The organism is Micromonospora sp. CA-249363 (assembly GCF_050950185.1).
Classification (GTDB): Bacteria; Actinomycetota; Actinomycetes; order Mycobacteriales; family Micromonosporaceae; genus Micromonospora.
On the sequence record NZ_CP192020.1, the window covers coordinates 1,615,079 to 1,639,791 of the forward strand.

The 24,713-nt window shown below is 60.8% G+C and carries 26 protein-coding genes and 1 pseudogene; 22 read left to right on the plus strand and 5 right to left on the minus strand.

The genetic code is table 11. The features are described 5' to 3' along the window. Positions 1 to 182 precede the first annotated feature (182 nt). The 14 genes from ACQPZK_RS07540 (at position 183) to ACQPZK_RS07605 (ending at position 15,209) form a co-directional block, all read left to right on the plus strand. Positions 183 to 416: a hypothetical protein gene (locus ACQPZK_RS07540; RefSeq protein WP_433537589.1), complete on the plus strand. Its 234-nt coding sequence runs from the start codon at positions 183 to 185 to the stop codon at positions 414 to 416. Continuing rightward, entirely contained in the window at positions 394 to 1,914 is a 1,521-nt protein-coding gene (locus ACQPZK_RS07545) for a hypothetical protein (RefSeq protein WP_433537590.1), read from the plus strand. Before ACQPZK_RS07540 ends, ACQPZK_RS07545 begins: the two co-directional genes overlap by 23 nt. Positions 1,915 to 1,924: 10 nt before the next feature. Next, positions 1,925 to 3,121: a phage portal protein gene (locus tag ACQPZK_RS07550; protein ID WP_433537591.1), complete on the plus strand. Its 1,197-nt coding sequence runs from the start codon at positions 1,925 to 1,927 to the stop codon at positions 3,119 to 3,121. After that, positions 3,118 to 3,888 carry an HK97 family phage prohead protease gene (locus ACQPZK_RS07555; RefSeq protein ID WP_433537592.1) on the plus strand — a complete coding sequence of 257 codons (771 nt, stop codon included), beginning with the start codon at positions 3,118 to 3,120 and terminating at the stop codon, positions 3,886 to 3,888. Before ACQPZK_RS07550 ends, ACQPZK_RS07555 begins: the two co-directional genes overlap by 4 nt. Positions 3,889 to 3,978: 90 nt before the next feature. Then, the gene (locus ACQPZK_RS07560; RefSeq protein ID WP_433537593.1) at positions 3,979 to 5,451 is read left to right on the plus strand and encodes a hypothetical protein; all 1,473 of its coding nucleotides are present in this window, start codon (positions 3,979 to 3,981) and stop codon (positions 5,449 to 5,451) included. A gap of 67 nt (positions 5,452 to 5,518) precedes the next feature. Beyond that, positions 5,519 to 5,722, plus strand: a complete 204-nt coding sequence (locus ACQPZK_RS07565; RefSeq protein WP_433537594.1) for a hypothetical protein — start codon at positions 5,519 to 5,521, stop codon at positions 5,720 to 5,722. Between the two features lie 22 nt (positions 5,723 to 5,744). Next, entirely contained in the window at positions 5,745 to 6,356 is a 612-nt protein-coding gene (locus ACQPZK_RS07570; RefSeq protein ID WP_433537595.1) for a hypothetical protein, read from the plus strand. 5 nt (positions 6,357 to 6,361) lie between these two features. Next, positions 6,362 to 6,796: a hypothetical protein gene (locus ACQPZK_RS07575; RefSeq protein ID WP_433537596.1), complete on the plus strand. Its 435-nt coding sequence runs from the start codon at positions 6,362 to 6,364 to the stop codon at positions 6,794 to 6,796. Between the two features lie 818 nt (positions 6,797 to 7,614). Then, complete coding sequence (locus ACQPZK_RS07580; RefSeq protein WP_433537597.1) at positions 7,615 to 8,025, plus strand: phage tail tube protein; 411 nt, start codon at positions 7,615 to 7,617, stop codon at positions 8,023 to 8,025. A 493-nt stretch (positions 8,026 to 8,518) separates the two neighbouring features. Continuing rightward, positions 8,519 to 8,908, plus strand: coding sequence for a hypothetical protein (locus tag ACQPZK_RS07585; protein ID WP_433537598.1), 390 nt, complete (start codon positions 8,519 to 8,521; stop codon positions 8,906 to 8,908). Positions 8,909 to 9,056: 148 nt separating this feature from the next. Further along, positions 9,057 to 10,997: a phage tail tape measure protein gene (locus ACQPZK_RS07590; RefSeq protein WP_433537599.1), complete on the plus strand. Its 1,941-nt coding sequence runs from the start codon at positions 9,057 to 9,059 to the stop codon at positions 10,995 to 10,997. Between the two features lie 18 nt (positions 10,998 to 11,015). Continuing rightward, complete coding sequence (locus ACQPZK_RS07595; RefSeq protein ID WP_433537600.1) at positions 11,016 to 14,336, plus strand: hypothetical protein; 3,321 nt, start codon at positions 11,016 to 11,018, stop codon at positions 14,334 to 14,336. Positions 14,337 to 14,361: 25 nt separating this feature from the next. After that, positions 14,362 to 14,871 (plus strand): hypothetical protein, encoded by a 510-nt coding sequence (locus tag ACQPZK_RS07600; RefSeq protein WP_433537601.1) that lies wholly within the window; start codon positions 14,362 to 14,364, stop codon positions 14,869 to 14,871. 41 nt (positions 14,872 to 14,912) lie between these two features. Continuing rightward, entirely contained in the window at positions 14,913 to 15,209 is a 297-nt protein-coding gene (locus ACQPZK_RS07605; protein ID WP_433537602.1) for a hypothetical protein, read from the plus strand. 54 nt (positions 15,210 to 15,263) lie between these two features. On the opposite strand, the gene ACQPZK_RS07610 is transcribed toward ACQPZK_RS07605, so the two are convergent. Continuing rightward, positions 15,264 to 15,512, minus strand: a complete 249-nt coding sequence (locus tag ACQPZK_RS07610; RefSeq protein ID WP_433537603.1) for a hypothetical protein — start codon at positions 15,510 to 15,512, stop codon at positions 15,264 to 15,266. 394 nt (positions 15,513 to 15,906) lie between these two features. On the opposite strand from ACQPZK_RS07610, the gene ACQPZK_RS07615 reads away from it, so the two are divergent. Further along, a complete protein-coding gene (locus ACQPZK_RS07615) occupies positions 15,907 to 16,110 on the plus strand; it encodes a helix-turn-helix transcriptional regulator (RefSeq protein WP_433537604.1) in 204 nt (67 codons plus the stop codon). Positions 16,111 to 16,317: 207 nt separating this feature from the next. Here ACQPZK_RS07615 and ACQPZK_RS07620 read toward each other — a convergent pair whose 3' ends face one another. The 3 genes from ACQPZK_RS07620 to ACQPZK_RS07630 form a co-directional block, all read right to left on the minus strand. After that, positions 16,318 to 16,455, minus strand: a complete 138-nt coding sequence (locus ACQPZK_RS07620) for a hypothetical protein (RefSeq protein ID WP_433537605.1) — start codon at positions 16,453 to 16,455, stop codon at positions 16,318 to 16,320. Between the two features lie 127 nt (positions 16,456 to 16,582). Further along, positions 16,583 to 16,819 carry a hypothetical protein gene (locus tag ACQPZK_RS07625; RefSeq protein ID WP_433537606.1) on the minus strand — a complete coding sequence of 79 codons (237 nt, stop codon included), beginning with the start codon at positions 16,817 to 16,819 and terminating at the stop codon, positions 16,583 to 16,585. A 130-nt stretch (positions 16,820 to 16,949) separates the two neighbouring features. Further along, complete coding sequence (locus ACQPZK_RS07630; protein WP_433537607.1) at positions 16,950 to 17,660, minus strand: DUF2637 domain-containing protein; 711 nt, start codon at positions 17,658 to 17,660, stop codon at positions 16,950 to 16,952. Between the two features lie 68 nt (positions 17,661 to 17,728). On the opposite strand from ACQPZK_RS07630, the pseudogene ACQPZK_RS07635 reads away from it, so the two are divergent. Next, a pseudogene (locus ACQPZK_RS07635) lies at positions 17,729 to 18,136 on the plus strand (uracil-DNA glycosylase family protein); the annotation flags it as partial. 33 nt (positions 18,137 to 18,169) lie between these two features. Here ACQPZK_RS07635 and ACQPZK_RS07640 read toward each other — a convergent pair. Beyond that, entirely contained in the window at positions 18,170 to 18,400 is a 231-nt protein-coding gene (locus tag ACQPZK_RS07640; RefSeq protein ID WP_433537608.1) for a hypothetical protein, read from the minus strand. A gap of 85 nt (positions 18,401 to 18,485) precedes the next feature. On the opposite strand from ACQPZK_RS07640, the gene ACQPZK_RS07645 reads away from it, so the two are divergent. The 6 genes from ACQPZK_RS07645 (at position 18,486) to ACQPZK_RS07670 (ending at position 24,713) form a co-directional block, all read left to right on the plus strand. Beyond that, positions 18,486 to 19,175 carry a TetR/AcrR family transcriptional regulator gene (locus ACQPZK_RS07645; RefSeq protein ID WP_433537609.1) on the plus strand — a complete coding sequence of 230 codons (690 nt, stop codon included), beginning with the start codon at positions 18,486 to 18,488 and terminating at the stop codon, positions 19,173 to 19,175. Positions 19,176 to 19,285: 110 nt separating this feature from the next. Beyond that, positions 19,286 to 20,890: an FAD-dependent oxidoreductase gene (locus ACQPZK_RS07650; RefSeq protein WP_433537610.1), complete on the plus strand. Its 1,605-nt coding sequence runs from the start codon at positions 19,286 to 19,288 to the stop codon at positions 20,888 to 20,890. Positions 20,891 to 21,166: 276 nt separating this feature from the next. Further along, a complete protein-coding gene (locus ACQPZK_RS07655; protein WP_433537611.1) occupies positions 21,167 to 22,570 on the plus strand; it encodes an MFS transporter in 1,404 nt (467 codons plus the stop codon). Between the two features lie 4 nt (positions 22,571 to 22,574). Further along, positions 22,575 to 22,775: a DUF3046 domain-containing protein gene (locus tag ACQPZK_RS07660; RefSeq protein ID WP_433537612.1), complete on the plus strand. Its 201-nt coding sequence runs from the start codon at positions 22,575 to 22,577 to the stop codon at positions 22,773 to 22,775. A gap of 184 nt (positions 22,776 to 22,959) precedes the next feature. Then, positions 22,960 to 24,006 (plus strand): recombinase RecA, encoded by a 1,047-nt coding sequence (recA, locus tag ACQPZK_RS07665; RefSeq protein ID WP_088990914.1) that lies wholly within the window; start codon positions 22,960 to 22,962, stop codon positions 24,004 to 24,006. Positions 24,007 to 24,020: 14 nt separating this feature from the next. Then, positions 24,021 to 24,713 (plus strand): regulatory protein RecX, encoded by a 693-nt coding sequence (locus tag ACQPZK_RS07670; protein WP_433537613.1) that lies wholly within the window; start codon positions 24,021 to 24,023, stop codon positions 24,711 to 24,713.

The window sequence follows — 24,713 nt, forward strand, 5'->3', positions numbered from 1 at the left end:
ACATCTAGGAAGTGGTAACAGCTATGCCTAGCAACCCTCTGGCGTTCTTAGACGCTGCTCTTACATGGCTGGTCGTGACCATCGATCGCATCAAGTCTCGGCTGTCCAAGATTTTTTAAGAATCAGCCGGCTAGATCACCCCGTGCCAAGTCATTTTTTATCCCCCCAAGGAGGTGTGAGCCATGAGCGAGCAAGAGCAGACGGCTACACCTGACTTTGTGGAGATCGTCTCGACTGGCACTCACGCGGAAGCCCTAGAAGCTCTCAGGGCTCACCTGACGGCACGTCTTGCCCTGGCCTCTGACAGAGACGCTGTAGGGCTCTCAAAGCAACTGACAGACGTTATCGACCGGCTTAACAGGCTGGGCGCAGACGAGGAGGGATCTGATCTAGATGACCTCCTCAACGAAGATTAAAGGCAACCAGACTCCAAGGATCGGCAACGTCCCTGAGGCTCAGTGCTGGACTGCTGGTGAGAAAGCAATCCGGCTAGCCGAGAAGCTAGGTATCAGGCTTGACCCTTGGCAGAAGTACGTACTGCGTACCTCGCTTGCCGAGATTCCTGATCCGGATGACCTAGAAACAAAGATCTGGGCTGCGCACACCGTAGGCCTTGTAGTGCCTAGGCAGAACGGTAAGACGTTCGTCCTGATCGTGCTGATCCTGGCAGGGCTGTTCCTGTTCCACGAAAAGATCCTGCTGACTTCACAGCGGCTTGAGAACGCTGAGGCTGTGCTACTTGAGGTAGCGGAGTTCATCAAGAATTCCCCTGCCAGCCTAGGGCTCAAGAAGAAGCTAGCTAGGGGATGGCTGCGCAAGAAGAATGGTTCACACAGGATCACGCTGACTACCGGCGCATGCCTCATGGTGTGTGCCCGAGGAAACGCAGCCAGGTCTAAGACTATTGACCGGGTAATCCATGACGAGGCCTACGACTACACCGACGAGGATGAGGCAGCGCTCGGTTACACAGCAGCGGCTAGACCTAATCCGCAAACGTGGTTCGTCTCGACTCCTCCTGAGAAGGCAGGGGTTGATGGTCCGTTCAGCCGGCTACGTGAGGCAGGGCATGCAGGCGAGGAAGGCCTAGCCTGGTTTGAATGGTCTATCGGTGCAGAGATTCCGGTAGACGAACTAGACCTGGCCGATAAGAAGCTCTGGGCTGACGCTAACCCTGCATACGGACGTATCAAGGATCGCACTATTCAGGCTGAGCTAAAGCGAAGCTCACGAGCTGCGTTCGCCAGAGAGCGTCTAGGTGTCTGGCCTGTGAAGGCTGGTAACCACCTGATCAGCACTGAGGCTTGGAATGCTCTAGCCGATGCGAACTCAGAGCCAGCAGACGAGCAGAAGTTTGCTATTGGTGCTTGTGCGTGGGGAGTCGGCAACAAGGTTCAATCCGCTGTCGCGTTTTGGGGTGTCCGTGAGGATGAGACAGAGCATCTAGAAATTATCCGGGCTGATCCTGGTGTCTCTTGGGTGCCTGGCTACCTGGCTGAAATCAAGGAAAAGTACGGTGATCAGCTCATTGCTATCGGCATCGATCCGAATTCCCCGCTGAAAGCAATCACGCTTGAGCTAGCTCCTCTAAAGCTCACGGTTCCTGAGAATCCTGACGAGCCTGAGCCAGGAGACCTGGCCGCAGTCAACGGACCTGACTACGTAGCTGCGTGCCTTCAGTTCGTGAACGCCGTGACTGAGAAGTCATTCCGCCACAGGCAAGAGAACAGGCTAGACCTAGCGGTTGAAGGTGCCCGGACTCGTACGTCTCGTGATGTCTGGTATTTCGACCGGGCACGTTCAGAGGTTGATACCAGCTTCCTCACTGCCGCATTGCTAGCCCGGTGGGCTTATGTAACTCGTAAGGATTCGGTCGGCTCTGGCGACTACGACCTATCCGATTCATTTGGTTAGGAGGGTCGCTGTGCTTAGTTTTACTCAAAGAGTCCGTGACGTTTTCACAAGAGAGGAACGTCACGCCAATATCAGCCAGCAGGCGCAGGATTTGATTCCGCCTCGTTCTAGCTCAGGCCGTAAGGGCAGGGTGAACGTCACTAACGACTCAGCTCTACGTCACTCCGCAGTCTGGGCATGCCTGAGGCTACGAGCAGACCTGATCTCGACAATGCCCGTTGATGTCTTTCGCAGAGTCAACGGACAGCAGTTGGAAGTCTCTAAGCCTCCTGTGCTGATCAATCCTGGTGGCGACAACTGCGACATGCAGGAATGGCTTTACTCGACTCAGGTTGACCTAGACCGGGCTGGCAACGCCTTTGGCCTGATCACTGAGCGGAACGGTAGAGGCCTGCCAAACAGGATCGAGCTGCTACCGCTGAATGAGGTGACAGTCGTCTACCGGGGTGGACAGCTTAGCTATCGGGTCGGTAGTGAGACGTTCGATCCTGCCGACATCTGGCATGAGAAGCAGTACACCGTAGCTGGTCTGCCGTACGGACTCTCACCAATCCAGTACGCGGCGTTGTCCATCGGTGAGTACCTGTCGATTCAGGACTACGCAACAGACTGGTTCGATGGCAACGCGATTCCAGCAGCCATCCTGAAGAACAATGAGAAGACTGTTGATCCTGCGAAGGCAGCAGAGGCCAAGGCGAGGTTTAAGGCGACTGTCGACTCTGGCGACGTGTTTGTACACGGCAAGGATTGGGAGTACACGCCTATTCAGGCGGTAGACAGCCAGACTCAATGGCTTGAGGCCAAGAGATATGGACTCAACGAGATTGCCCGCTTCTTTGGCTGCCCGAGTGACCTGATCGACGCGGCTGTTGGTGGCAGCAACATGACCTACGCGAGCATCACACAGCGGAACCTTCAGTTCCTCATCATGAATCTCGGACCTGCAATCATCCGCCGTGAGAACAAGCTAACGAAGCTGACCCCTTCACCGCAGTACGTCAAGTTGAATTCAGACGCTCTGCTGCGGATGGACCCAAAGACACGAGCCGAGATGAACGAAATCAAGATCCGTTCACGGCAACTGACCCCTAGTGAGTCTAGGGAACAGGACAACCTTCCTCCGTATACCGATTCTCAGCTAGCCGAATTCGATCGGCTGTTTGGTGCGCCGAATCGCACTCCTGAACCAAAGGCGGCTACGTCATGACTATCTCTACAGCACACCAGCAGGCGGCAAGCCTGCGTGCGGCTGCTCTGGGAGCACAGGGCACACGTCCTGGTGCCAACGCTGCGCCTGGTGGTGCAGCTCGTTCACTGGGCTTTGAGGCCAAGCAGCTACGCGCCAACCTCATCGAGCGGGACGGCAAGAGCTTCTATCAGCTAGACGGCTACGCCTCTGTAGTCGAGAAGCCCTATGAGATCTGGGACATGTTCGGTGGCTACAACGAGGTTATTGATGCCCGAGCATTCGACAAGACGCTAGCCGCTGATCCTGATGTCGCGTTCCTGGTGAACCACAGAGGCGTGACCATGGCTCGGACAACCAACAAGACGCTTGAGTTGTCTGTAGACGCTCTAGGTCTGCGTTCGATAGCTCTGCTCAATCCTGAGCGCCAGGACGTCAAGGATCTGGTTCTGGCTATCGAGGATCGCAACATCGATCAAATGAGTTTTGCCTTCCTGGTTGAGGAAGGGGAGTGGAGCGACGATTTCTCAGAGTTCCGCATTACTCAGCTTGACCTTCACAGAGGCGACGTGTCCGCAGTCAACTACGGCTCTAACCCTCACACGTCTATTGCTGCCAGGTCCCGAGAAATCATGTCGGACCTAGAGCATCTTCCGCTTGGTGCCGCACGCGCGGCTGTTGAGCGTCTTAATTCTCGGCTGCGTGGTGTGGCCGATGTTCCTACTACTTCTGCGCCTACTGGTCGCAGTTTTGCGCTACTTGAAGCCCTGCTTGACATGGATCAGTAGTGCCGTCATACCGCCCATAAACCGCAAGCTCGTATTGGCAATCAGACCAGGGAGCAGCTTTACGGATCAAGCCGGCAGATCAGACCGGTAGTGACGCAGAAGCGTGCGGAAGGGTTTTCCATTTCCCTTCACGCGAAAGTGAAAACTAAAATGAACGTAACTGAACTTATTCAGTCTCTTGAAGTAGAGCTGAAGATGGCAGAGCGCGACCGTGAGCGCGCCAATACTGAAATCGTCCACATCATCGAGCGTGGCAAGGCTGACAACCGGTCTAACGCTTCCGAGGATGAGGAGAAGCAGGTTCGTGAGCTGACAGCGAAGCGTGAGCAGGCTAAGAAGGAAATCGAGACTGTAAAGGCTCGCCTTGAGACTGCCCGTGCTGCTGCGGCTGACCAGGAGGCCAACGAGAAGGCCTATGGCGAGCGTAGTGCTACTGGTGCTGCTAAGCCTGCCTATGACCGTGTAGCCCGCGTAGGAACCGAAGAGCGTACCTACCGCAAGGACACAGACCGCAAGGGCTCTCAGTTCGTGCGCGACCTTGCTAACCAGTTCCTTTACCGTGACGCAGAGGCAGACCACCGCCTTTCACGTCACATGCAGGAAGAGCGTGTAGAGCGCGGCCAGTACCTAGAGCGTGCTGCTGGCACAGGCAACTTCTCGGGTTTGGTTGTTCCTCAGTACCTAACCGAAATGTACGCACCGACCGTAAAGGCTCTGCGTCCATTCGCTGACATCTGCAACAAGCATGACCTTCCCGAGAAGGGCATGACGGTCAACATCAGCCGTATCACTACTGGTTCGTCTGTTGCGCTTCAGGCGTCTGAGAATTCAGCCGTGTCGGAAACGAACATGGATGACACTCTTCTGACTGAGAACGTGCAGACTGCGGCTGGTCAGCAGACGCTTTCTCGTCAGGCAATCGAGCGTGGCACTGGCACTGAAGAGATTGTGATGAACGACCTCTTCCGTGACTACGCCACAAAGCTTGACAGCACTCTGATCAACCAGGCTACTACTGGTCTGTCTGCTGTTGCTCAGGCTATTGCCTACACAGACGCTTCTCCTACTGGTGAAGAGCTGTACCCGAAGATGCTGGCAGCCAACTCGGCTGTTGAGACTGCGCTTCTGGCTCAGGCAACTCCAAGTCACATCGTTATGCACCCTCGCCGCTGGCACTGGTTCCAGTCTCAGCTAATGAGCAAGTGGCCTATGATCGCTCAGCCTTTTGTTCCTGCTCAGTCTGTTGGTACAAACAACGGAGAGGGCTACAGCAAGGGTATTCGTGGCGTTCTGCCTAACGGAAACCTCGTGGTTGTTGATGCGAATATCGCTACCAACCTTGGTGCTGGCACCAATGAGGATGAGATCTACGTTGTTGCGGCTGATGAGTGCCACCTCTGGGAAGACCCTAACGCGCCGGTATTCATCCGCGCTGAGCAGGCTGCTGCGGCAAGCCTGGGTGTCCTGCTGGTTATGTACGGCTACTTTGCCTACAGCTTCCGCCGTTACACCAATGGTGTAGCGAAGATCGGTGGCACTGGTCTGGTAACGCCAACCTTCTGATAATCCCTAGCTAGTGAGAGGCCTGTCTTTTGGATGGGCCTCTCACTGCTATGTCAAGGAGTTTCTTATGACCGAGCAAAAGGATTCGTGGATTGCTGCTCTTGAGGAAGAGCGCAGAGGCTATGAAGTTCGTGGCCTTGATGAGCGTGTGAAGGAAGTCAACGCAGCTATTCGCGCTCACGAGATGAAGAAGAACGGAAAGCCTGAAGGCCGTACCGCTACTAACCCTCGCAAGCAGACAGCATCCACACCACGCAAGACCACTACGTAAATGAGAGGGGAGGCGGTCAGCCATGTCTTCAACGCTTTACGCAAGCCTTGAGCTATTCAAGGAGTTTCGCTCCATCCCAGAAGATGACGAGACACGGGATGAAGCCATGACGGCACCGTTGCTGGCTGCCTCTCGTCAGATTGACCGGCAGTGTTCTAAGAGTCCTGGTGGCTTTGCCCTGGGTGCAACGATCACCAGCCGTACCTACTCAACCGCCGGCCGGACCTACGTGGACCGTGAAGGCGAGTGGCTTCTAGTCGATGACATCGGCAGCCTGACAGGCCTGCTGGTCGAGACAGGTAGAGCCTCATCCTGGTCGACAGTCACAGGCTACGAGACGGGACCTGAGAACGCTCTAGAGCGTGGAATGCCGATTAGCCGGCTACTTCTGCCCTTCTCTAATTGGTCAAGCAGCAGCGGCGTACGTGTGCGGGTTACAGCCCGCTTTGGCTTCCCTGCTGTTCCTGAGGAAATCGAGAGAGCCACGCTAATTCAGGCCAACAGGCTTTATATGCGTAAGGACTCTCCTCAGGGCGTTGCTGGTAACTCCGAATGGGGAGCCATCCGCCTAGGCAAGATTGACCCTGACGTTGAGGCGCTTATCTGGCCGTTCATGTCACCAGGATTTGGGTGATAGCCATGAACGTCTCACAGGTACGCAAGGAACTAGCCAACGCTGTCGACACTATCCCTGGTGTTGTCTGCTACGGCTACTACCCGGATTCGGTCAACGTGCCGTGCTTCTTCCCGGCTGATGTCGAGCTAGACACAAACCAGTCTTACGGCGGATACGACAAAGCCACGATCACGTGCCTTGTCCTTGTCTCGTCTGCTGATGACAAGTCAGGCCAAAAGCTTCTAGATGAGTTGCTGTCTCGTACCGGACCTAAGTCCGTCAGGGCTGCGCTCAATGCCGCTAGAGGCGAGCCAGGGGAGTACGCCCTGAACGGTGCCGCTGATGACTTCTCTATCAAGCGTATTCAGGGCTACCGCAAATACAAGTTTGGCGACGAGCAGGCCTATTTCGGCGCTGAGATCGTCGTAGAGGTTCTAGGAAAGAACGTAGGTGACTAGCAATGGCGAAGTTCGTATTGCACAACACGCGTATTTTCGCTGGTGCTGCTGACCTAACCGGAGTTTCAAACAAGGTCGAGCTATCGAGTGAGCGTGAAGAGCGAGAGGTAACCGCCTTCAACCCTGTTGAGGGTCAGCCCGCTTGGAAGGAAGTTCTAGGAGGCCTGGCCTCAACCAAGATCTCAGGTGAGGGTCAGTGGGAGTCAGGAGATCCGTCCAAGGTGGACGATGCTTCCTGGTCTGGCTTGGGTGCTGTTGGTGCCTGGACCGTCTGCCCTACCGCAGCGAGCGCAGGCAACCTGGCGTACTTCACCAACGCCCTACGGACCTCCTACGAGGTTGGCGGCAAGCCTGGTGACGTAGCTCCGTGGAAGGCAGAGGCCTCAGGCACCTGGCCGCTGGTACGGGGTGTCTCCCTGCACAGTCCTGGCACAGCTCGTACGGCTACAGGAAGCGCACCAGGCGTGCAGGCCGTAGCCGTCCCTGCCGGCAAGCAGCTCTACGCGGCGCTACACGTCCTGTCTGTGGCTGGCACTGGCTCACCAAGCCTGACGGTGACTGTCGACTCTGACGATGCCGCCGGCTTTGCCTCTCCGGTTACTCGTCTCTCATTCGCTGCGGCTACAGCCGTTGGAAGTCAGATCCTCCGATCTGCAACTACAAGCGCTGACACCTACTACAGGGTCAGCTACACCATTTCCGGCACTACTCCTAGCTTCCTGTTCATGGTGGCTCTAGGCGTGGCCTAATCCCAAGCAATCTCACAGCCCGGCATTCATAGCGAGTGCCGGGTTTCTTATTACCTTTTGGAGCTTCCAATGGCAAAGATGGTTCTTACTGCCGCGTACCTGGCAATCAACGGTACGGACCTGTCTACCTACACGAACAGCATTGAGCTGACGACTGAGGTTGACGAGAAGGACGTTACTACTTTCGGCTCTGGTGGCTGGAAGGAAGTCCTAGGCGGTCTGCGTTCAGGTGGCCTGTCGATTGAGTTCAAGCAGGATATTGCTGCTTCTGCGCTTGACTCGATTATGTGGGCACTGTTCGGCACAGTCGTAACTTTTGAAGTCCGACTATCGAACGCGTCCGTAGGCACATCAAACCCTAAGTACACAGGATCAGTCCTGGTCAAGGAATGGGCACCTATTAGCGGCAACGTCGGTGACGACGCGTCGGTCAAGGTTTCCTACCCGACCTCTGGTGCTGTCACTCGCGCAACGGCCTGATAGTCATGATTGAGCTGAGCGTAGATCAGCAGGCGCTACAGGCTTTGGGTAGGGCACTGAAGCACGAGGCAGACGGAAAAGCTCTTCGTCGAGATCTGGCTAGGGAAATGCGCCAGTCGCTAGAGCCTGCGAAGTCAGAAGTCCGCTCAGCACTGATGTCTATGCAGACAGGCGGGATGCCCGTAGAGGGTGCTGGTCTGCGTACACAAGTCCTGAAGGGCTTGAAGGCTGAGGCTCGGCTATCTGGCAAGGCTACTGGTGCCCGTCTGCGTATCAAGCGCACACCTGGCGTACGTGGCTTCACACACGCACCTAAGCGCCTTAACAGGCTAGGCGGTTGGCGACACAAGGTGTTCGGCCGTGACGTGTGGGTGCAGCAGGAAGGCCAGCCCGGCTATTTCGATAGGGCAATCAAAGACAACGCAGCGAAGTATCGCAAGGCCGTTCTAGAGGCCATGGAGAAGACTGCAAAGAGAATCGCGAGGAACACACGATGATTGTTACGTACACGCCGGAAGGCGAAGAGGCGCAGACTTGGGAATTTAGTCCTGGTCGTATTAGGTCGTCTGAGGCAGAGATCCTACAGAAGCGTTTCGGTGGTCCCTGGGATCAGTTCGCAATTGGTGTTCAGTCGGGTGACGTACGTGCCCGTAGAGTCATGCTCTGGCATTGCCTGCGTAGGGATCATCACACGCTGCGCTTTGAGGACATGCCTGAATTCATGATGGATGAACTGAAGGTTGAATTCACCAAGGAAGAGTTTGGCCGAATGCTTGTTGATGCCGACAAGACAGGCAAGCTGACTGCCGAAGAGCGCGAGACAATCGAAATGGCTATGGCGCTAGCTCCGGAAGGCCTGGGAAAAGCAGGGTCGAAGAGCTAAAGCAAAAGTGGTGGATTGCCGCTGCTGCGGAATTGAGCATTCATCCTCAAGACTGGGCAGATCTGACCATGGATGAAGTCGAAGACATGTGTGCCTCGTTGGAGGCTTTGCAAAAACAACTGAAAGAAGCTGAGCGAGGGTAGTTCTGATGGCTGATACAAGCGTAGTCTTTAACGTCCTCGCCAAGGATAAGGCTTCTAAGGTTTTCGACAACATTAGAGGTAAGGCGGCTGTTGCTGGTGCCGCGATTGGTGCCGTACTGGCTGCTGGTCTGGCTACTGGTCTGGCTGGCACTCTGGAAAAGAGCAAGTCTGATGCGCTGCTTGCAGCACAGGTAGGCGCTACTCCTGAGGTTGCTGCCAAGCTAGGCCAGGTATCAGGCTCTCTGTATGCCAAGGGTCTAGGTGAGTCCATTCAGGATTCAACTAATGCCATCAAGGGTGTCATCCAGAATGCTCTAGTCCCATCGGATGCGAGCAACGCAGCTATCGAGGCTGTGTCGTCAAAGGTCATGACTCTTGGTGCCGTCATGACTGAGGAGTCAGACAAGGTATCTGCGGCTGTCTCCACCATGCTCAAGACGGGTATGGCGAAGTCTGCGGAAGAGGCCTTTGACGTACTGACCCGAGGAACACAGCAGGGTGTCAACAAGCAGCAGGATCTTCTAGACACGTTCACTGAATATCCGGTCATCTTCCGTCAGCTAGGTCTAGACGCCACTACCTCTATGGGTCTGCTGTCGCAGGCTGTTGCTGGTGGTGCTCGTAACTCTGACGTTGCTGCGGATGCTTTGAAGGAATTCGCTATCCGTGCTCAGGACGGCTCTAAGACCAGCGCTGAGGCCTTCAAGGCACTTGGCTTGAATGCTAAGTCAATGACTCAGGCAGTGGCTGCTGGTGGACCTAAGGCAACTGCTGCCCTGGGATCTGTTCTGGACAAGCTACGGGGAATCAAAGATCCGGCGCAGCGTGCGCAGATTGCAGTAGGCCTGTTCGGTACCAAGTCTGAGGACATGCAAAAGGCCTTGTTGTCTATGGACACGAGCAAGGCTGTAGGACAGCTAGGCAACGTGGCTGGTGCTGCGGATGCGGCAGGCAAGACACTTGAGCAAAGCGCTGGTGCGAAGCTTGAGAGCTTCAAGCGTCGTGCACAGCAGGCTTTGGTAACGACACTGGCGCAGGCTATCCCGACTATCGAAAAGACGTTTGGTTGGCTGGCTAAGAATTCCTCTTGGGTTGTTCCGCTGACTGCCGGTATCGCTGCTCTTGCTGGTGCCATTTACACCATCGTTGTTGCTATGCGGATCTGGGCGGTTGTTCAGACTGTACTCAACCTATCGATGTGGTCATGGCCGGGAACGTGGATCATTCTGGCGATAATCGTGCTGGTCGCAGCAATTGTTTTGATCGCTACTAAGACGACATGGTTTCAGACGATCTGGAATACCGTGTGGGGAGCCATCAAGGCTGCTGCTGAGTTCGTCTTCAACTGGATTGTTGGCGGTTGGAAGTGGGCCATTGGCATGCTCGTTTCAGGCGTACAAGCCTGGTGGGCGCTCTTCTCGGGCACCTGGCGCAAGGTAGGCGAGATTGCCGCATCGACCCTGAATTGGGTAGGCAGCAAGATCAGCGCCTTTGTCAGCATGATCAAGGGTCTAAAGGGCAAGATCTCTAGCGCAGCCTCAGGCATGTTCGATGGCTTCAAGAATGCCTTCCGCAATGGTCTGAACTGGATCATCAGCAAGTGGAACAACCTGAGCTTCACCATCGGTGGCGGCTCGTTCCTCGGCATGAGCATTCCGTCAGCGCATTTCGGTACTCCGAACATTCCATTCCTGGCTAAGGGTGGAACCATCACAGGTTCGGGTCTGGCACTTGTTGGTGAGCGTGGTCCTGAGCTGCTGAGCCTGAATCGTGGCGCTCAGGTGACTCCTCTGACTGGCAGAAGCAATAGCGCTGCTGGTAGCGGAACTGTCGTGCTGGAAATCCACTCGGGCGGCACAGCGTTTGATGACGCAATCGTAGAAATCATTCGTCGCTTCGTACGCGTCAAGGGTCGCGGCGACGTGCAAATCGCTTTTGGTAGATAAATACGAGAGGAGGCAGTCATGGCGTTTCCGCAGACTGCCCTTCCGCTGCTGGGTGAGCTATATGTGAACACCCTTGGTTGGGTTGACTTCACCTCGGATGTCAGGCTGAGCAGCGCGTCATCAGGCGGAGGAATCTCTATCACGCGTGGTCGTTCCGCAGAAGGATCAGCGGTTGATTCGGGTAGCTGCTCTTTTGTTCTGAACAACCGTCAGGGCAAGTACAGTCCGCGCAATCCGCTGAGCGTCTACTACGGGCTCATTGGTAGGAACACTCCTGTCAGATTCAGCCTGCCTCTTTTCAAGGACACCTTTAACCGCACTGTCTCAGGCGGACTAGGTACGTCGAGTGACGGCTACTCCTGGTCTGTCAGTGGAGCGTCAGAGTGGACCGTGAGCGCGGGTAAGGCAACCTTGGCTCTGACTGCTCTGAACACTGTTCGGACAGCGATCCTCGGTGGTGGTGCCCTGGCTGTTGACTCAGAGCAAGTAGCCGATTTTACGCCGTCTGCGGCTATGACTGGCGCATCGCTCGTGACTGGCTTTGTCGCTCGATACCTAAATGGAAGTAACTTCTATTGGCTCAGGGCTGAGTTCGATCCTGGCAACGTCATGACTCTGAAGATTTCCAAAGCAGTCAATGGTGTGCAGGCTGAACTTGGCATGACGAGGCCAGCACCAGGCGTGACCTACGATGCCAACACACCTATTCGGGTACGTGCCTGCGTAGCGGGCTCTCAGTTGAGCATCAAGGCCTGGCCGGTCGGTTCGCCTGAGCCTAAGGAATGGCACCTGACAGTGGGGGACGCGTCTCTACGCAGTCCGGGTAACGGCGGATTCCGGCAATACATTGTTGCCACCAACACGAACAATCCGATTCCAACTGTCAGCTTCAGCAACTACAGCGTGTCGAATCCTCGCTTCCAAGGTGAGATCTCGGCATGGCCTCAGAGATGGGACATCACAGAAGAAGACTCGTGGGTGCCTGTTGAGGCGGCGGGCATTATGCGTCGTCTCGGGCAGGGTCAGAAGGCTTTCAGCTCTCCGATTTATCGTGCACTGAGCGAGTATTCCCCAACGGCGTACCTGCCTCTTGAGGATGGCTCTGATAGCACAAGTGCGGCTAGTGCTCTGCCAGGTGGTCTAGCAGGTGCGGTGACTGATGTGTCATTCGCTAGCGATGATTCCCTGCCTGGCGCGTTTACGTCAGCACGCTTGGAGTCCAACACATCAAGCTTGACGTTTTACAACAAGCCAAAGTCAAGCGTGCCGTCATGGACATTCCTGTTTTACTTCAAGTTCGACTCAACGCCTCCTTCAGGTGCGCCAGTCCTGCTACGTCTCAAGACAACAGGAACCGTTACTGATTGGGCTTTGACGGCTGACAACACTGGTTTCATCTGGACTGGCACGGATGCCAGCGGAGCAACGGTATACAACGGCACAGGCACCTACGGTGGTGGTGTTTCGCCTACCGGCTGGATTGCTTTGCAGCTCAATGTGATTCAGGTTGGCGGAAGTGTTGATGTGAATTCGAAGTGGCATGCCGTTGGCTCGGGTGGCTTCTTTGTGATGGACCCGGGTGGACCCAACTACACGGGAACCGTAGGCAACGTCACCTCAGTGACAGTCGGTCCGAACACTCTGCCTCCTATGTCTTTGGCACACATGGCGGTATTCCCTCAAGAGGCTGAATTCGGTACCACTAGCTTCGTTCAGGGCTCAGCCGGCTACGTTGGTGAGACTGCTGGCAGACGTGCATTGCGCCTAGGGTCAGAGCAGGGAATTCCTGTGATTGTCGCTGGTGACCCTGACGTGACAGAGCCGATGGGTAAGCAAGGCGCAGACACGTTCCTGAACTTGCTCAAGTCATGTGCTGACGCTGACGGCGGAATCTTGCATGAGACACGAGCAGGTCTAGGCCTGGTCTACCGGACACGTGCTAGCTGTTACAACCAAACGCCGGTAGAAGCGTCTTACTCGGGTGGACACGTCTCTACTCCATTTGAACCAATCGAGGATGACAGTGCTATCCGCAATGACGTGACAGTTACTCGTCAGGGTGGTTCGTCAGCTCGTGTAGCTGTTGAGTCCGGCCCGTTGTCGATTCAATCGGCACCCGATGGTGTTGGCGTCTATGAGGAAGCGGTAACGCTGAATCTGGCAGCAGACAGCCAGGCTTCTAATGCTGCTGGTTGGCGTACGCACCTAGGCACAGTCGATGAGGCTCGCTATCCAAGAGTCAGATTCGACCTGGCCTCGTCTGCATGGTCGGCTGATCCTCTGTTGACCAGAAAGGCTGCGGCGCTTGATTCAGGTGATCTGCTAGCCGTCACTGACCTACCGTCGACTCTGCCACCAGGCCCAATCGATCTCATGGTTCAGGGCTACACAGAGCGCCTAGATGCCTATGACTGGGATATCACTTTCAATGCCACACCAGGCACACCATGGACTGTCGGCGAGGTTGACTCAGATACACGGGTTGACTCTGACTCGTCTGTGGTGGCTTCTGCTATCACCAGCACGGCTACGAGCATGCTGGTTAGCTCAAAGCCAATTGACGTGTGGACGACTGACGCAACCAACTTCCCTATTCCGATCCTGGTTGGTGGGGAAGAGATGTCAGCTACCGCTATCGCACCTGCTTTTGCTGACACCTTCACGAGGACAGTAAGCAACGGTTGGGGTGGCGGCTGGACTCTGGCTGCTGGGTCCGCATCGAATCTCGATGTCAACGGCACCGTAGGCAGGCACACGCTCAGTGCGGCTGGTAGCTCTGTGCAGACAGCCGTTACAAGTGTCACGACAGCAGATCTCGATATCACCGTAAGCCAGCCTGGAATTTCTGTAGCGCCAACAGGCAACCACGCTGAACTAGGCGTGAGAGCCAGAGTGGTTGGCACGTCTCATGTTGACGTTCGGTTCTACCGGCGCTCAAGTGGCGACGTTAACGCCGTAGTGCGTCAGGTGATTGGTGGCGTTGAGAGTGCCGTCAGCTCGTTTGTGACGGTGCCTGGTGCCACGAACACATCAAGCCTGACAGTGCGCCTACAGGCCATCGGTACGAGCGTTCAGGCAAAGGTGTGGGTGACCGGCCAGCCTGAGCCGTCTGACTGGTTAGTTTCGACCACAGTTACTCACGTAGCTGAAGGCGAAATCAGGCTGTACTCAGGGCTGCTCAGTGGAGTGTCTAACGCTCCGCTGCTGACGAGCTGGGACAACGTTACGACGCTCTCTCCGCAGATCTTCACCGTAACCAGGTCAGTAAACGGAATCGTCAAGGCTCAGAGTGCTAACACTCCTGTTCGTGTAGCCAATCCAGCAATCGTCGCTCTGTAAGGAGTTTGTCTATAAGGAGACATCTATGCCAAGTCCACCATCATTTGCGCCAGGCACACGCCTAACAGCAGCACGGTTAGGCTTCCTGGTTCAGCCACCTTTGGCGAGACTGCGCCAGACTGTTGCACAGGCCATTCCGAACATCACCGCTACAGCCTTGACGTTCACCACTGAGGTTGTCGACAACGATATTGATGGCGTCGGAGGTCACTCGACTACAACGAACACAACTCGTTGGACTGCCCGGTATCCGGGCTGGTATCGGGTGTCAGGTGGTTGCGCCTTTGCTAACAACTCAACGGGATTCCGCTTGTTGAGTTGGTCAGTAAACGGAAGCATCATCCCTGGTGTTGATGTGCTGCTTGCTGCGGTATCTGGAAACACCACACGTATTCCAGCGCGGACGGCAGTCATCTATCTGAACGAGGGTGACTATCTAGAGCTGAAGGCATACCAAAGCTCCGGTGGCTCTCTCAACACTGCCGTTGGTAGCGACGAGCAAGCATCAATGGATGTCCTCTGGGTGTCCGCATAATCAATCATGTGAGGCCTGAAGGCCAGTAATGGGGAGGCCTTATGGGCATGGAAATTTTGTTGATAGTCGGCGCGGGTGCTGGTGCTCTTCTGACCCTCATCACGCTTATTGCTTTCATAGCTAAGCCGATCCGAAAGCTTGCCAGGCAGAACGATGAGTTCCGTGAGGACTGGTACGGGGTGGCGGCTAGGCCTGGCCGTGCTGCTATCCCTGGCGTGCCTGAGCGCCTAGCGAGGATCGAGAAGGAACTAAACCCGAACGGCGGATCAACGCTGCGAGACAAGGTTGACCTATTAGGGCAGAGGCTTGATGACCATCTTGGTAGCCACAGCTCATGACAAACAAATAGCCCGGTACCGTCCCTGAGGATGAGTACCGGGCTATTTTTGTTTCTAGGCTTCCTCGGGCACTCCGACGTCACAGTCAAAGATGGATGCCCAGAAGTTGACCAGCGTCGCCAGGGAGCCTGAGTGGATCATGCTGCGGACACCAGAGCGCAGCAGCCAGGCTGAGCCGTCAGGGAAGACGAGAGCCCATCCCACAACCTCATCGTCTCGCTTCATCACGATCAGCTCAGGCTTGGTGCCAGCCTCTACGGAGATGATCGGTAGCTCAGCCACCTCGGATGATCCCTGGCTCATCGGTAGCTCCTCTGGTTCATGCGCCTCAGGGCATGACTGCTGCGCCACTCAGCGCCTCGTGTCATCGGCCGGGCAATGATCATGGTCGGCGTGTCTTCCTGGCGACGGTGTCCAACGGGCATCCCTGGTGCGCTCTCAGTGCGCAGATACGCCCCTGCCCCGTGCGGGTATGCCGTTGCAGAGCCAGTCGCGTCTAGGGCTACCTGGGGCCGCTTGCGGAGCCTGTTGAGCAACCGCGCCAGGATGCCTGTCCGGTGGTTGCGCTTCTGCCTGGTCAACGCTGCCTCCAAAGTTGCGGGGGGTTACAGGACGTCAACCTTACGTGTCATCCCCTGTGGGGGCAGGCACGTGATAGACGCGACATGCCTACTCAAAGTGGACCTAGCCTCTGCTCATGGCGCTTGAGGTGTACGGGGCAGCAGAGATCCAAGATCGGCTTGGCATCTCTCGTCAGCGCGCGTACATCCTGATCAACCGCCGTGACTTCCCGGCACCAGCAGCCACGCTCAAGATGGGCTCTATCTGGCTCAAGGCGGATGTAGAGAAGTGGATTGCTGAGAAGCGTCCTCACCTCAATGAGAGCGACGAGGAAGCATAGGTTTCCGGAGAGGTTCATCCTGCAAAGGGCGTTCCTGCTAATGACTCCGGATATCGAAAGGGAGCCTTCCGCGAAGAGGGCTCCCTTTCTCATTGCTCCGGTACCCATCCGAAGATTGCTAGCCAAAGCTGTTCAGCTTTCGTGTAGTGCTCCTGACAGAACCATGCTCGCTCTCCTGTGGGAACGTGCACCATCCTGACGCTTGCCTCACCAGGGCATAGGAAACACGTCTGCATACTCCCAATCCTTCCGTGCCTTGCGTAGCTCACTTGTCAGGCGTTCAATCTCCTTCTGACGCTTGATGGCTACCTCTAGTGCTGTCTCAATTCGCTTCTGCTGGCTCATCGGGTTTCTCCTCTTCCTCGTGGCCTACTTAACTAATCGGGACCAGCCAGAACCAAACTCGGTTTGACGGCAAAGAAAAAGAGAGCCACCCTGAAAGGTGACCCTCTTCCTCGTGCGCCTGGTGCTGTTAGTCGTCGTAGCTAGAGACGTAGGTGATGATCGGCTCACCCGTGTAATAGGTCAGGGTGGTGATCTTCCTGTCGTCCAGGTAGTCCGTCTGGGTGGTGACTCCCTCGTGCAAGCAGCCGCAGGACAGCAGCACAGAGGCCATGCCCTCTAGCGCGTCATCCTCGGTGAAGCTCCACACCTTACGAGCCTCAAAGCCGGTGACCGGTCCGTGCGTGACGCAAGTTGGCTGGTTCATGTTGGTGCCTCTCGTTGGTATTAGTGGATGCCTAGAAAGTGGGTGACCGGTCCGTATGCGCAGAGGATCAGCAAGGCGGCAAGAGTGCCGTATGCCCACTCACGCGGGGTCGGCAGGAAGTCTCGGAGTCTCATGCCGGTACCGCCTTGCGATAGTTCTGCAAGGTGCGAGTGCTGATGCCAAGTGCGTCGGCAACCTTGGGCCAGGTGCCAAGTTCCGGCTTGAGCGATTCGGCACGCTTGACGATTTCGGCAACGTTCGTCTTTGCCGATTCCGGATGCGCCGGGACAACAGGCTTGCGCTGCTTGCGTGACTTGCCGATCGGCAGGGGAGTGGCTACAGGCTTAGGATCGGCAATCGGCAAAGGCTGCTGAGCAGGGACAACAGGAGTGCTTTCCGGAACGTCTTGCTGATCAGCAACCGGCAGGGGAGTGGCTTGCTGGTCATCGGCAACAGAAGCATTCGGCAAACCGGCAAGCACCATCTTGACCAGCAGCATGAAGGCGATTGCCGGAACTGCTGCCAGCAACCAACCGCTTGCCGATGGCTTGGCTACTGCCAACTGCGCAGCGAGCGAGAAGCCAGCAGAGCCGATCAGCACGGCAATCGGAAAGCCAATGCCCTTGCCGGTCCGGCGGTTGTGCCGCAGCGTCAGGAGACTGCCGACCGGCAGCAGCTCAGAGATGACGGCGTTAGCCCAACCGAACCAACCAGGCGTACCGGCAGGGCTGTTGCTCATCGTCCAGTCGTGCACGTGCGTGAACGAGGCTGCGCCTGCGGCCAGGCCTACAACGGCCACGATCAGCAGCCGTGCCACGTTCTCTACCTTCTCGGTGCTCATGGGGGTGCTCTCCTCTAGTTGATCTCTTCTAAGAGATCGGCCGATGGCTTCTACAACCCCCGAAGTTCGCGGTGAAGCACTTCCGCTTCGAGCTGCGCGGCAAGCGGCGCATCCACCAGACGCCGGACCGGATCCACATCGCCGCCTGCCGTCCCTGGCTGGTCGCCGAGTTCGCCCGGCTCGACCCGGCGGTCGTCGTGGTGCTCGGCGCCACCGCCGCCAAGGCGCTGCTCGGCCCGTCCTTCCGGGTGACGAGGCAGCGCGGCGAACTGCTGCCCTGGCCCGCGTCGGCCCAGCACCCCGAGGACTTCCAGCGGGTCCCGGTGGACAGCGCCGGCGCGGTGGCCGACGCGCCGCCGACCCGGCTGCTGGCGACCATCCACCCGTCCGCGGTGCTGCGCGCCGACGACCAGGACGCCGCGTACGAGGGGCTGGTCGCCGACCTCACCGTCGCCGCCCGCGCCCTCGCCGGATAGTCGGCGCTGCGGCGGCTCGCGGGAAGCGGGGCGTCAGTCGGCGGTGTCGGCGTAGACCTCGACGTCGTAGAGCAACTGCACGTTGCGGCGGCCGTTCGTGACGCCGACGAAGACAGGCTCCCCGGCCGGGGTCCGGCCCTGCCGCCACGCCTGTTCCCGGGCCGCCTCCCGCGACTCGTGATGGCTCCTGCCCTCCTGGTGCAGGTGCAGGACGCGCCGAGCGGTGCTCCGGTCGGTGTCGAGGTGGACTCGCAGCAGAGGCATGACGTGACCTCCTCGCGGGGAATGTACAGGCGTTCAGGTAGCTTACCAATGTTAAGTTACCTGTCCACCGAACTAGGGTGACGGCATGACAGAGCGCCGCCCACCATCGTCGGTATGGCTACGCCCGGAGCCCTCCCGAACAGAGCGCAGGCCACCACTGACGATCGACCGGATCGTCGGGACGGCGGTCGACCTGCTGGACGAGCACGGCATCGACGGCCTCACGATGCGCAGCCTCGCCCAGCGCCTCGCCGTCACGGCGACCGCCCTGTACTGGCACGTGCGGACGAAGGACGACGTGCTGGACCTGGCGCTCGATCGGATCTTCGGCGACGTGCCGATCCCGGACGCGACCGTCGACTGGCGCCAGGACGTCCGCGTCCTCGTCCGAGGCTGGCGCTCCGCCATGCTCCGGCATCCCTGGGCGCCGGGCCTGGTCGGGCGTCCGATGCTCGGGCCCAACGTGCTGGCCCGCACCGAGTTCCTCCAGGCGGCGCTGCTGCGCGGCGGCTGCCGTGGCCGCCACCTCGCGGTGGCCACGCGAACGCTGGCCAACTACGTCGTGGGCGCCTCGCTCACGGAAGCCACGTGGCACCGGAGCGCCGACCCGGACTCGCGGGCCGCCGCCCGCGACCATGTCACCGCCCACGCCGACGCCTACCCGACCCTCACCGCATCCGGTCACCTCGACGACTCCCGGTGGGGCGACGACCTGCTGTTCGAGGAGGGCCTGGACGCCGTTCTCCGCGCCGTGGAGCGGCACCCACCGTCCTGAGTGTCGCGACAGGAATCGGACGTCTGATACCTCCTGGAAACGGCGTTGCGTGATCGGCGTAACACGACCTCCACAGACTCACCTGAGTCGATCTTGTAGGGGAGGCGTTCATGAGCGATCAGACGCAGTCGACGGTGAGCCGGCGTGGATTCCTGCGCGCGGTCGGGGTCAGCGGAGGGGCCGGCGCGATGCTCGCCACGATGGGCGCCATGGGTCTCGCGCCCAGCGCCGCCGCGTCGCCGACCCCGGCCTTCCGGGCGCCGGAACCGTCCGACTTCACCCTGTCCGGGCGGCCGGGCGCCAGCGTCGTCGTGCTGGGCGGTGGCATCGCGGGGCTCACCGCCGCGTACGAGTTGGGCAAGGCGGGTTACCACTGCACGGTCCTGGAGGCGCGGCACCGCGTCGGCGGGCGGAACCTGACCATTCGCGGCGGCGACGTCGAGACCGACCTCGACGGCCACACCCAGCGGGCCGGTTTCTCCGACGGCGTCTACTTCAACGCCGGACCGGGCCGCATCGCACAGTGGATGGTCACCATGGACTACTGCCGCGAGCTGGGCGTACCCGTCGAGGTCTTCACCAACCAGAACGCCGACGCCTGGATCTACAACGAGTCCGCCGGGATGACCGAGCCGGTCCGCTACCGCACCGCCAAGGCCGACGTCTACGGCTACGTCGCGGAGATGCTCGCGAAGGCGACCGACCAGGGCGCGCTGGACGCGCGACTCACCACCGAGGACCGGGAGCGGCTGCTGTCGTTCCTGCAGAGCTTCGGCGCGATCGGCGGCCGGGCCAGCGACTGGGCATATACCGGCACCACCCGTCGCGGCTTCTCCTCGTACCCCGGCGCGGGCAACGACGTCGGCAGCATGCTCGGCGCGCCGCCCGCGCTCTCCGACGTCTTCGCCAGCAACGTGGGCCGGTACTTCTCCTTCGAGTTCGGCTACGACCAGGCCATGCTGATGTTCCAACCGGTCGGTGGCATGGACCAGATCCCCCGCGCCCTCGCCAAGGCCGTCGGCGGGCACCGGATCCGCCTCAACGCCGAGGTGACCGGGGTGACCGACCGGGGCAGTCGGGTCGAGGTGACCTATCGCCAGGGCGGCCGGCTCTCGCAGATCACCGCCGACTACTGCGTGGCCGCGCTGCCACCGCACCTGATGGCCCGGGTGCCGCACAACCTCGGCGCCTCGGTGACCGCCGCGCTGGCCGACTTCCCCGCCACCGCCGCCGGAAAGATCGGTCTGGAGTACCGCAGCCGCTGGTGGGAGACCGACCAGCGGATCTACGGCGGCATCACCGAGACCGACCTCGACCTGTCGCACATCTGGTACCCGTCCTACGGCTTCCACGGCAAGCGGGGCCTGGTCGTCGGCTACTACAACACCGGGGCGAACGCCCGGGCGTACAGCGGGCTCACCCCCGAACTCCGCCAGGAGCGGGCGGTCAGTCAGGGCGTGAAGATCCACGGCGACAAGTACCGCAGCGAGCTCGTCACCTCGTACTCGCACGCCTGGGACCGGACCCGCTACATCGAGGGCGCCTGGACCTCGCCCCGGTACGGCACCGCCGGGTACGACCTGCTGCTCCAGCCGGCCGGGCGGGTCTACTTCGCCGGGGACTGGCTGAGCCACGAGGTGGCCTGGCAGCACGGCGCGTTCGTGGCGGCCCGCGCGGCGGTGTCGTCCCTGCACCAGCGGGTGATGACCGGCTGACGTCCACCCCGGGCCCCTCCCTCCGACGCCAACCAAGATCTGCGCAACTTCGGGGAAACTGCTGCTTCCCGGCGCGCCGAGCCAGCAACTTCCCTGAAGTTGCGCAGATCTTTCAGGCGCGGGCGCGGGCGCGGGCGCGGGCGCGGGCGCGGGCGCGGGCGCGGGGCGCGGGGCGCGGGGCGCGGGGCGCGGGGCGCGTGCGGGCGGGCGGGCGCGGGGCGTCGGGGTCGGGGTGGGTGCGCGAGGATGGGAAGTCCCCGTCCTCGAGGAGCACCGATGGCCACCGACCTGACCGCGCCGCGTAGCGCCGCCCGGCTCGACGTCGCGCCGATCCAGCGGCGCACCATGCGGCTGCTCTTCAGCACCCAGATCATCGGCGGCATCGGCGTGACCATCGGCATCTCCGTCGGCGCGCTGCTCGCCGACCGGGTCGCCGGCACCGCGCTGGCCGGCGTCGCGCAGAGTGCCGGGGTGGTCGGCGCGGCGCTGCTCGCCGTCCCGGTCACCCGGATCATGGCCCGGCACGGTCGCCGGCCCGGCCTGGTGCTGGCGTACGCGGTGGGTGCCGTCGGTGGCGTCCTCGTGGTGGTGGCGGCCGCCACCCGTTCGGTGCCGCTGCTCCTTCTCGGCATGCTGCTGTTCGGTGGCGGCACCGCCGCCAACCTCCAGGCCCGCTACACGGCCGTGGACCTCGCCGAGCCGGCCCGTCGAGGTCGGCAGCTCTCGCTGATCGTCTGGGCCACCACCATCGGCGCGGTGGCCGCGCCGAACTTCGCCGCCCTGGCCGATGAGGTGACCACCGGCTGGGGACTGCCGCCGCTGGCCGGCCCCTTCGCGTTCAGCGCGACAGCGTTCGTGCTGGCTGCCGTCGTACTCCTCGGCCTGTTGCGGCCCGACCCGCTGCTCACCGCGCGGCGACTCGCGGCGGGCGACGCGGTGTCGCCACCGGCGACCGGTCACCCGTCGGCCGTCGACGCGGACGCCGTGCCGGGCCGGGACGCCGCCGGGACGCCGGCGGGCGGCGGTCAGGGGCCGGCCTCCGCGCCGGTCGGCGTGCGTGCGCCGCGCGGCGCCGGGATGCGGGCGGCCTGGTCGGTGGTACGCGCACAGCCCGCCGCCCGGCTCGGCATCGCCGCCGTGGCGGTGGGTCACCTGGTCATGGTGGCGGTGATGGCGATGACCCCGGTCCGGCTCGGTGAGTCGCACGCCGACGCCGACGTGCTGCGGCTGGTCGGGGTCGTGCTGAGTCTGCACATCGCGGGCATGTACGCGTTCTCCCCGGTGGTCGGCTGGCTCACCGACCGGCTCGGCCGGCGGGCGGTGATCCTCGGCGGGGTCGGGCTGCTGCTGGCCGCCTGCGCGGTGGCCGGCACCGCCGGGCACCACACGCCACGACTCTCGGTCGGTCTCGCCCTGCTCGGGCTGGGCTGGTCGGGGACCATGGTGGCCGGCTCGACGCTGCTCTCCGAGTCGGTGTCGGCCGGTGTGCGGCCGAGCGTCCAGGGATTCTCCGACATGATCATGGGACTGGCCGGCGCGAGTGCCGCGGTGCTCAGCGGGTTTGTCATGCAGGCGGCCGGATATCCCGTGCTCACCCTGCTCGCGGCGGTCGCGACCGTGCCCCTGGTGGCGCTAGCGTTGCGCCCGGTGCCGACCGGGGCACCGGATGAGGAGGGTTGATCACGTGCGGCTGACCGACTTCTGGGCGCGGTTGGAGGAGGCGTTCGGGCCGGGCTACGCGGCCAGCATCGCCCGGGATCAGGTGCTGTCCCAACTCGGCGGCCGGACCGTCGAGCAGGCGTTGGCAGCGGGTGAGCAGACGCACCTGGTGTGGCGGGCGGTGTGCGCCGCGTACCCCGACCGCGTACCCGCGCGACTACGCTGAGCAGCCTTTTCGCCGGTTCCGCGTGTCGCTTGTCGAGTCGTACACCTGTTCGGCTATTGTCCACAGCGGGGTGCTCGTCCACAGCTCGCGGCCCGTCGGCTGGTTTTCTGTCGGACCTAGCGCCTAGCGTGTCCGCGTGACGCGAAGCTCAGCAAAGACGCCGGCGAAGGCAGGGGTGGCAACCATGGCAGCAGGGCCTGACCGGGAGAAGGCACTCGACCTTGCTCTCGCTCAGATCGACAAGCAGTTCGGCAAGGGCTCGGTGATGCGGCTGGGAGAGCGGCCGGTCGTCCAGACCGCCGTGATCCCGACCGGCTCCATCGCGCTCGACGTGGCGCTCGGCGTGGGTGGCCTCCCACGCGGCCGGGTGATCGAGGTCTACGGTCCCGAGTCCAGCGGTAAGACCACGGTGGCCCTGCACGCCGTGGCGAACGCCCAGCGCAACGGTGGCATCGCCGCCTTCATCGACGCCGAGCACGCGCTCGACCCGGAGTACGCGAAGGCTCTCGGCGTCGACACCGACGCGATGCTGGTCTCCCAGCCGGACACCGGCGAGCAGGCGCTGGAGATCGCGGACATGCTGATCCGCTCCGGCGCTCTGGACATCATCGTGATCGACTCCGTGGCGGCCCTGGTGCCCCGCGCCGAGATCGAGGGCGAGATGGGCGACAGCCACGTGGGTCTCCAGGCCCGGCTGATGAGCCAGGCGCTGCGCAAGATCACCGGTGTGCTCAGCAACACCGGCACCACGGCGATCTTCATCAACCAGCTCCGGGAAAAGATCGGCGTGATGTTCGGCAGCCCGGAGACCACGACCGGTGGTCGGGCGCTGAAGTTCTACGCCTCGGTCCGGCTCGACGTGCGCCGCATCGAGAGCCTCAAGGACGGCACCGACGTGGTCGGTAACCGCACCCGGGTCAAGGTCGTGAAGAACAAGGTGGCCGCGCCGTTCAAGCAGGCCGAGTTCGACATCATGTACGGCAAGGGCATCTCGCGTGAGGGCTCGCTGATCGACGTCGGCGTGGAGCAGGCGATCATCCGCAAGTCCGGAGCGTGGTACACGTACGACGGCGACCAGCTCGGCCAGGGCAAGGAGAAGGCCCGGGAGTTCCTGAAGGAGAACCCGGACGTGGCCGCCGAGATCGAGAAGAAGATCCTGGAGAAGCTCGGCGTCGGGGTCGGCGCGGGCGACGCCGCCGGTGGCCCGGAGTTGCCGCCGGTCGACTTCTGACCGGTCGCTGACAGATGGCAGGACGACGCGCCCGTACGGGGCGGGGCTGGGATGCCAGTCCGCCCCGTACGGGCGACGCCGCCGATCCGCCGCGCCCCCGCCGGGGCGGCCGCCGGGCCGAGTCGCCGGCCGACGAGCAGGCGTCTCCGCCGCGCGACGAGTCCGAGGTGGCGCGCGAGATCTGCCTGCGCCAACTCGCCGTCCGGCCGCGTACCCGCGCCGAGCTGGCCGGGGCGCTGGCCAAGCGGGGCATCTCCGAGGAGGTGTCGGCCGAGGTGCTCGACCGGTACGACGAGGTCGGCATCATCGACGACGCCGCGTTCGCCCGAGCCTGGGTGTCGAGTCGACACTCCGGGCGCGGTCTCGCGCGCCGGGCGCTCGCCAACGAGCTGCGCCGCAAGGGCGTGGACGGCGAGGTGGCCACCGAGGCGCTGGGCGAGCTGGACGAGGAGACCGAGGCGGAGACCGCCCGTGCCCTCGTGGAGCGCAAGCTGCGTACCGCCCGGGGTGAGCCGGACGCGGTCTTCCGCCGCCTGGTGGGCATGCTGGCCCGCAAGGGCTACCCGCCCGGTGTGGCGATCCGGGCGGTGAAGGACGCGCTCGCCGCGCAGAGCGCCGAGGCGGCCGAGTTCGCCGAGCAGATCGACGCCGACGCCCTGGCCGACGCCGAGGGCGAGTTGGAGCGCGACAACCGCCCGATCGACTGA

Excerpts from the sequence above, each read along its gene's own strand:
- ACQPZK_RS07620 (WP_433537605.1), bottom strand. The coding sequence starts at position 16,455 with ATGAGCCAGCAGAAGCGAATTGAGACAGCACTAGAGGTAGCCATCAAG.
- ACQPZK_RS07670 (WP_433537613.1), top strand. The coding sequence starts at position 24,021 with ATGGCAGGACGACGCGCCCGTACGGGGCGGGGCTGGGATGCCAGTCCG.
- ACQPZK_RS07625 (WP_433537606.1), bottom strand. The coding sequence starts at position 16,819 with ATGAACCAGCCAACTTGCGTCACGCACGGACCGGTCACCGGCTTTGAG.
- ACQPZK_RS07540 (WP_433537589.1), top strand. The coding sequence starts at position 183 with ATGAGCGAGCAAGAGCAGACGGCTACACCTGACTTTGTGGAGATCGTC.
- ACQPZK_RS07595 (WP_433537600.1), top strand. The coding sequence starts at position 11,016 with ATGGCGTTTCCGCAGACTGCCCTTCCGCTGCTGGGTGAGCTATATGTG.
- ACQPZK_RS07605 (WP_433537602.1), top strand. The coding sequence starts at position 14,913 with ATGGGCATGGAAATTTTGTTGATAGTCGGCGCGGGTGCTGGTGCTCTT.
- ACQPZK_RS07545 (WP_433537590.1), top strand. The coding sequence starts at position 394 with ATGACCTCCTCAACGAAGATTAAAGGCAACCAGACTCCAAGGATCGGC.
- ACQPZK_RS07650 (WP_433537610.1), top strand. The coding sequence starts at position 19,286 with ATGAGCGATCAGACGCAGTCGACGGTGAGCCGGCGTGGATTCCTGCGC.
- ACQPZK_RS07565 (WP_433537594.1), top strand. The coding sequence starts at position 5,519 with ATGACCGAGCAAAAGGATTCGTGGATTGCTGCTCTTGAGGAAGAGCGC.
- ACQPZK_RS07555 (WP_433537592.1), top strand. The coding sequence starts at position 3,118 with ATGACTATCTCTACAGCACACCAGCAGGCGGCAAGCCTGCGTGCGGCT.
- ACQPZK_RS07655 (WP_433537611.1), top strand. The coding sequence starts at position 21,167 with ATGGCCACCGACCTGACCGCGCCGCGTAGCGCCGCCCGGCTCGACGTC.
- ACQPZK_RS07610 (WP_433537603.1), bottom strand. The coding sequence starts at position 15,512 with ATGAGCCAGGGATCATCCGAGGTGGCTGAGCTACCGATCATCTCCGTA.
- ACQPZK_RS07575 (WP_433537596.1), top strand. The coding sequence starts at position 6,362 with ATGAACGTCTCACAGGTACGCAAGGAACTAGCCAACGCTGTCGACACT.
- ACQPZK_RS07615 (WP_433537604.1), top strand. The coding sequence starts at position 15,907 with ATGGCGCTTGAGGTGTACGGGGCAGCAGAGATCCAAGATCGGCTTGGC.
- ACQPZK_RS07580 (WP_433537597.1), top strand. The coding sequence starts at position 7,615 with ATGGCAAAGATGGTTCTTACTGCCGCGTACCTGGCAATCAACGGTACG.
- ACQPZK_RS07645 (WP_433537609.1), top strand. The coding sequence starts at position 18,486 with ATGACAGAGCGCCGCCCACCATCGTCGGTATGGCTACGCCCGGAGCCC.
- ACQPZK_RS07600 (WP_433537601.1), top strand. The coding sequence starts at position 14,362 with ATGCCAAGTCCACCATCATTTGCGCCAGGCACACGCCTAACAGCAGCA.
- ACQPZK_RS07570 (WP_433537595.1), top strand. The coding sequence starts at position 5,745 with ATGTCTTCAACGCTTTACGCAAGCCTTGAGCTATTCAAGGAGTTTCGC.
- ACQPZK_RS07630 (WP_433537607.1), bottom strand. The coding sequence starts at position 17,660 with ATGAGCACCGAGAAGGTAGAGAACGTGGCACGGCTGCTGATCGTGGCC.
- ACQPZK_RS07585 (WP_433537598.1), top strand. The coding sequence starts at position 8,519 with ATGATTGTTACGTACACGCCGGAAGGCGAAGAGGCGCAGACTTGGGAA.
- ACQPZK_RS07590 (WP_433537599.1), top strand. The coding sequence starts at position 9,057 with ATGGCTGATACAAGCGTAGTCTTTAACGTCCTCGCCAAGGATAAGGCT.
- recA (WP_088990914.1), top strand. The coding sequence starts at position 22,960 with ATGGCAGCAGGGCCTGACCGGGAGAAGGCACTCGACCTTGCTCTCGCT.
- ACQPZK_RS07640 (WP_433537608.1), bottom strand. The coding sequence starts at position 18,400 with ATGCCTCTGCTGCGAGTCCACCTCGACACCGACCGGAGCACCGCTCGG.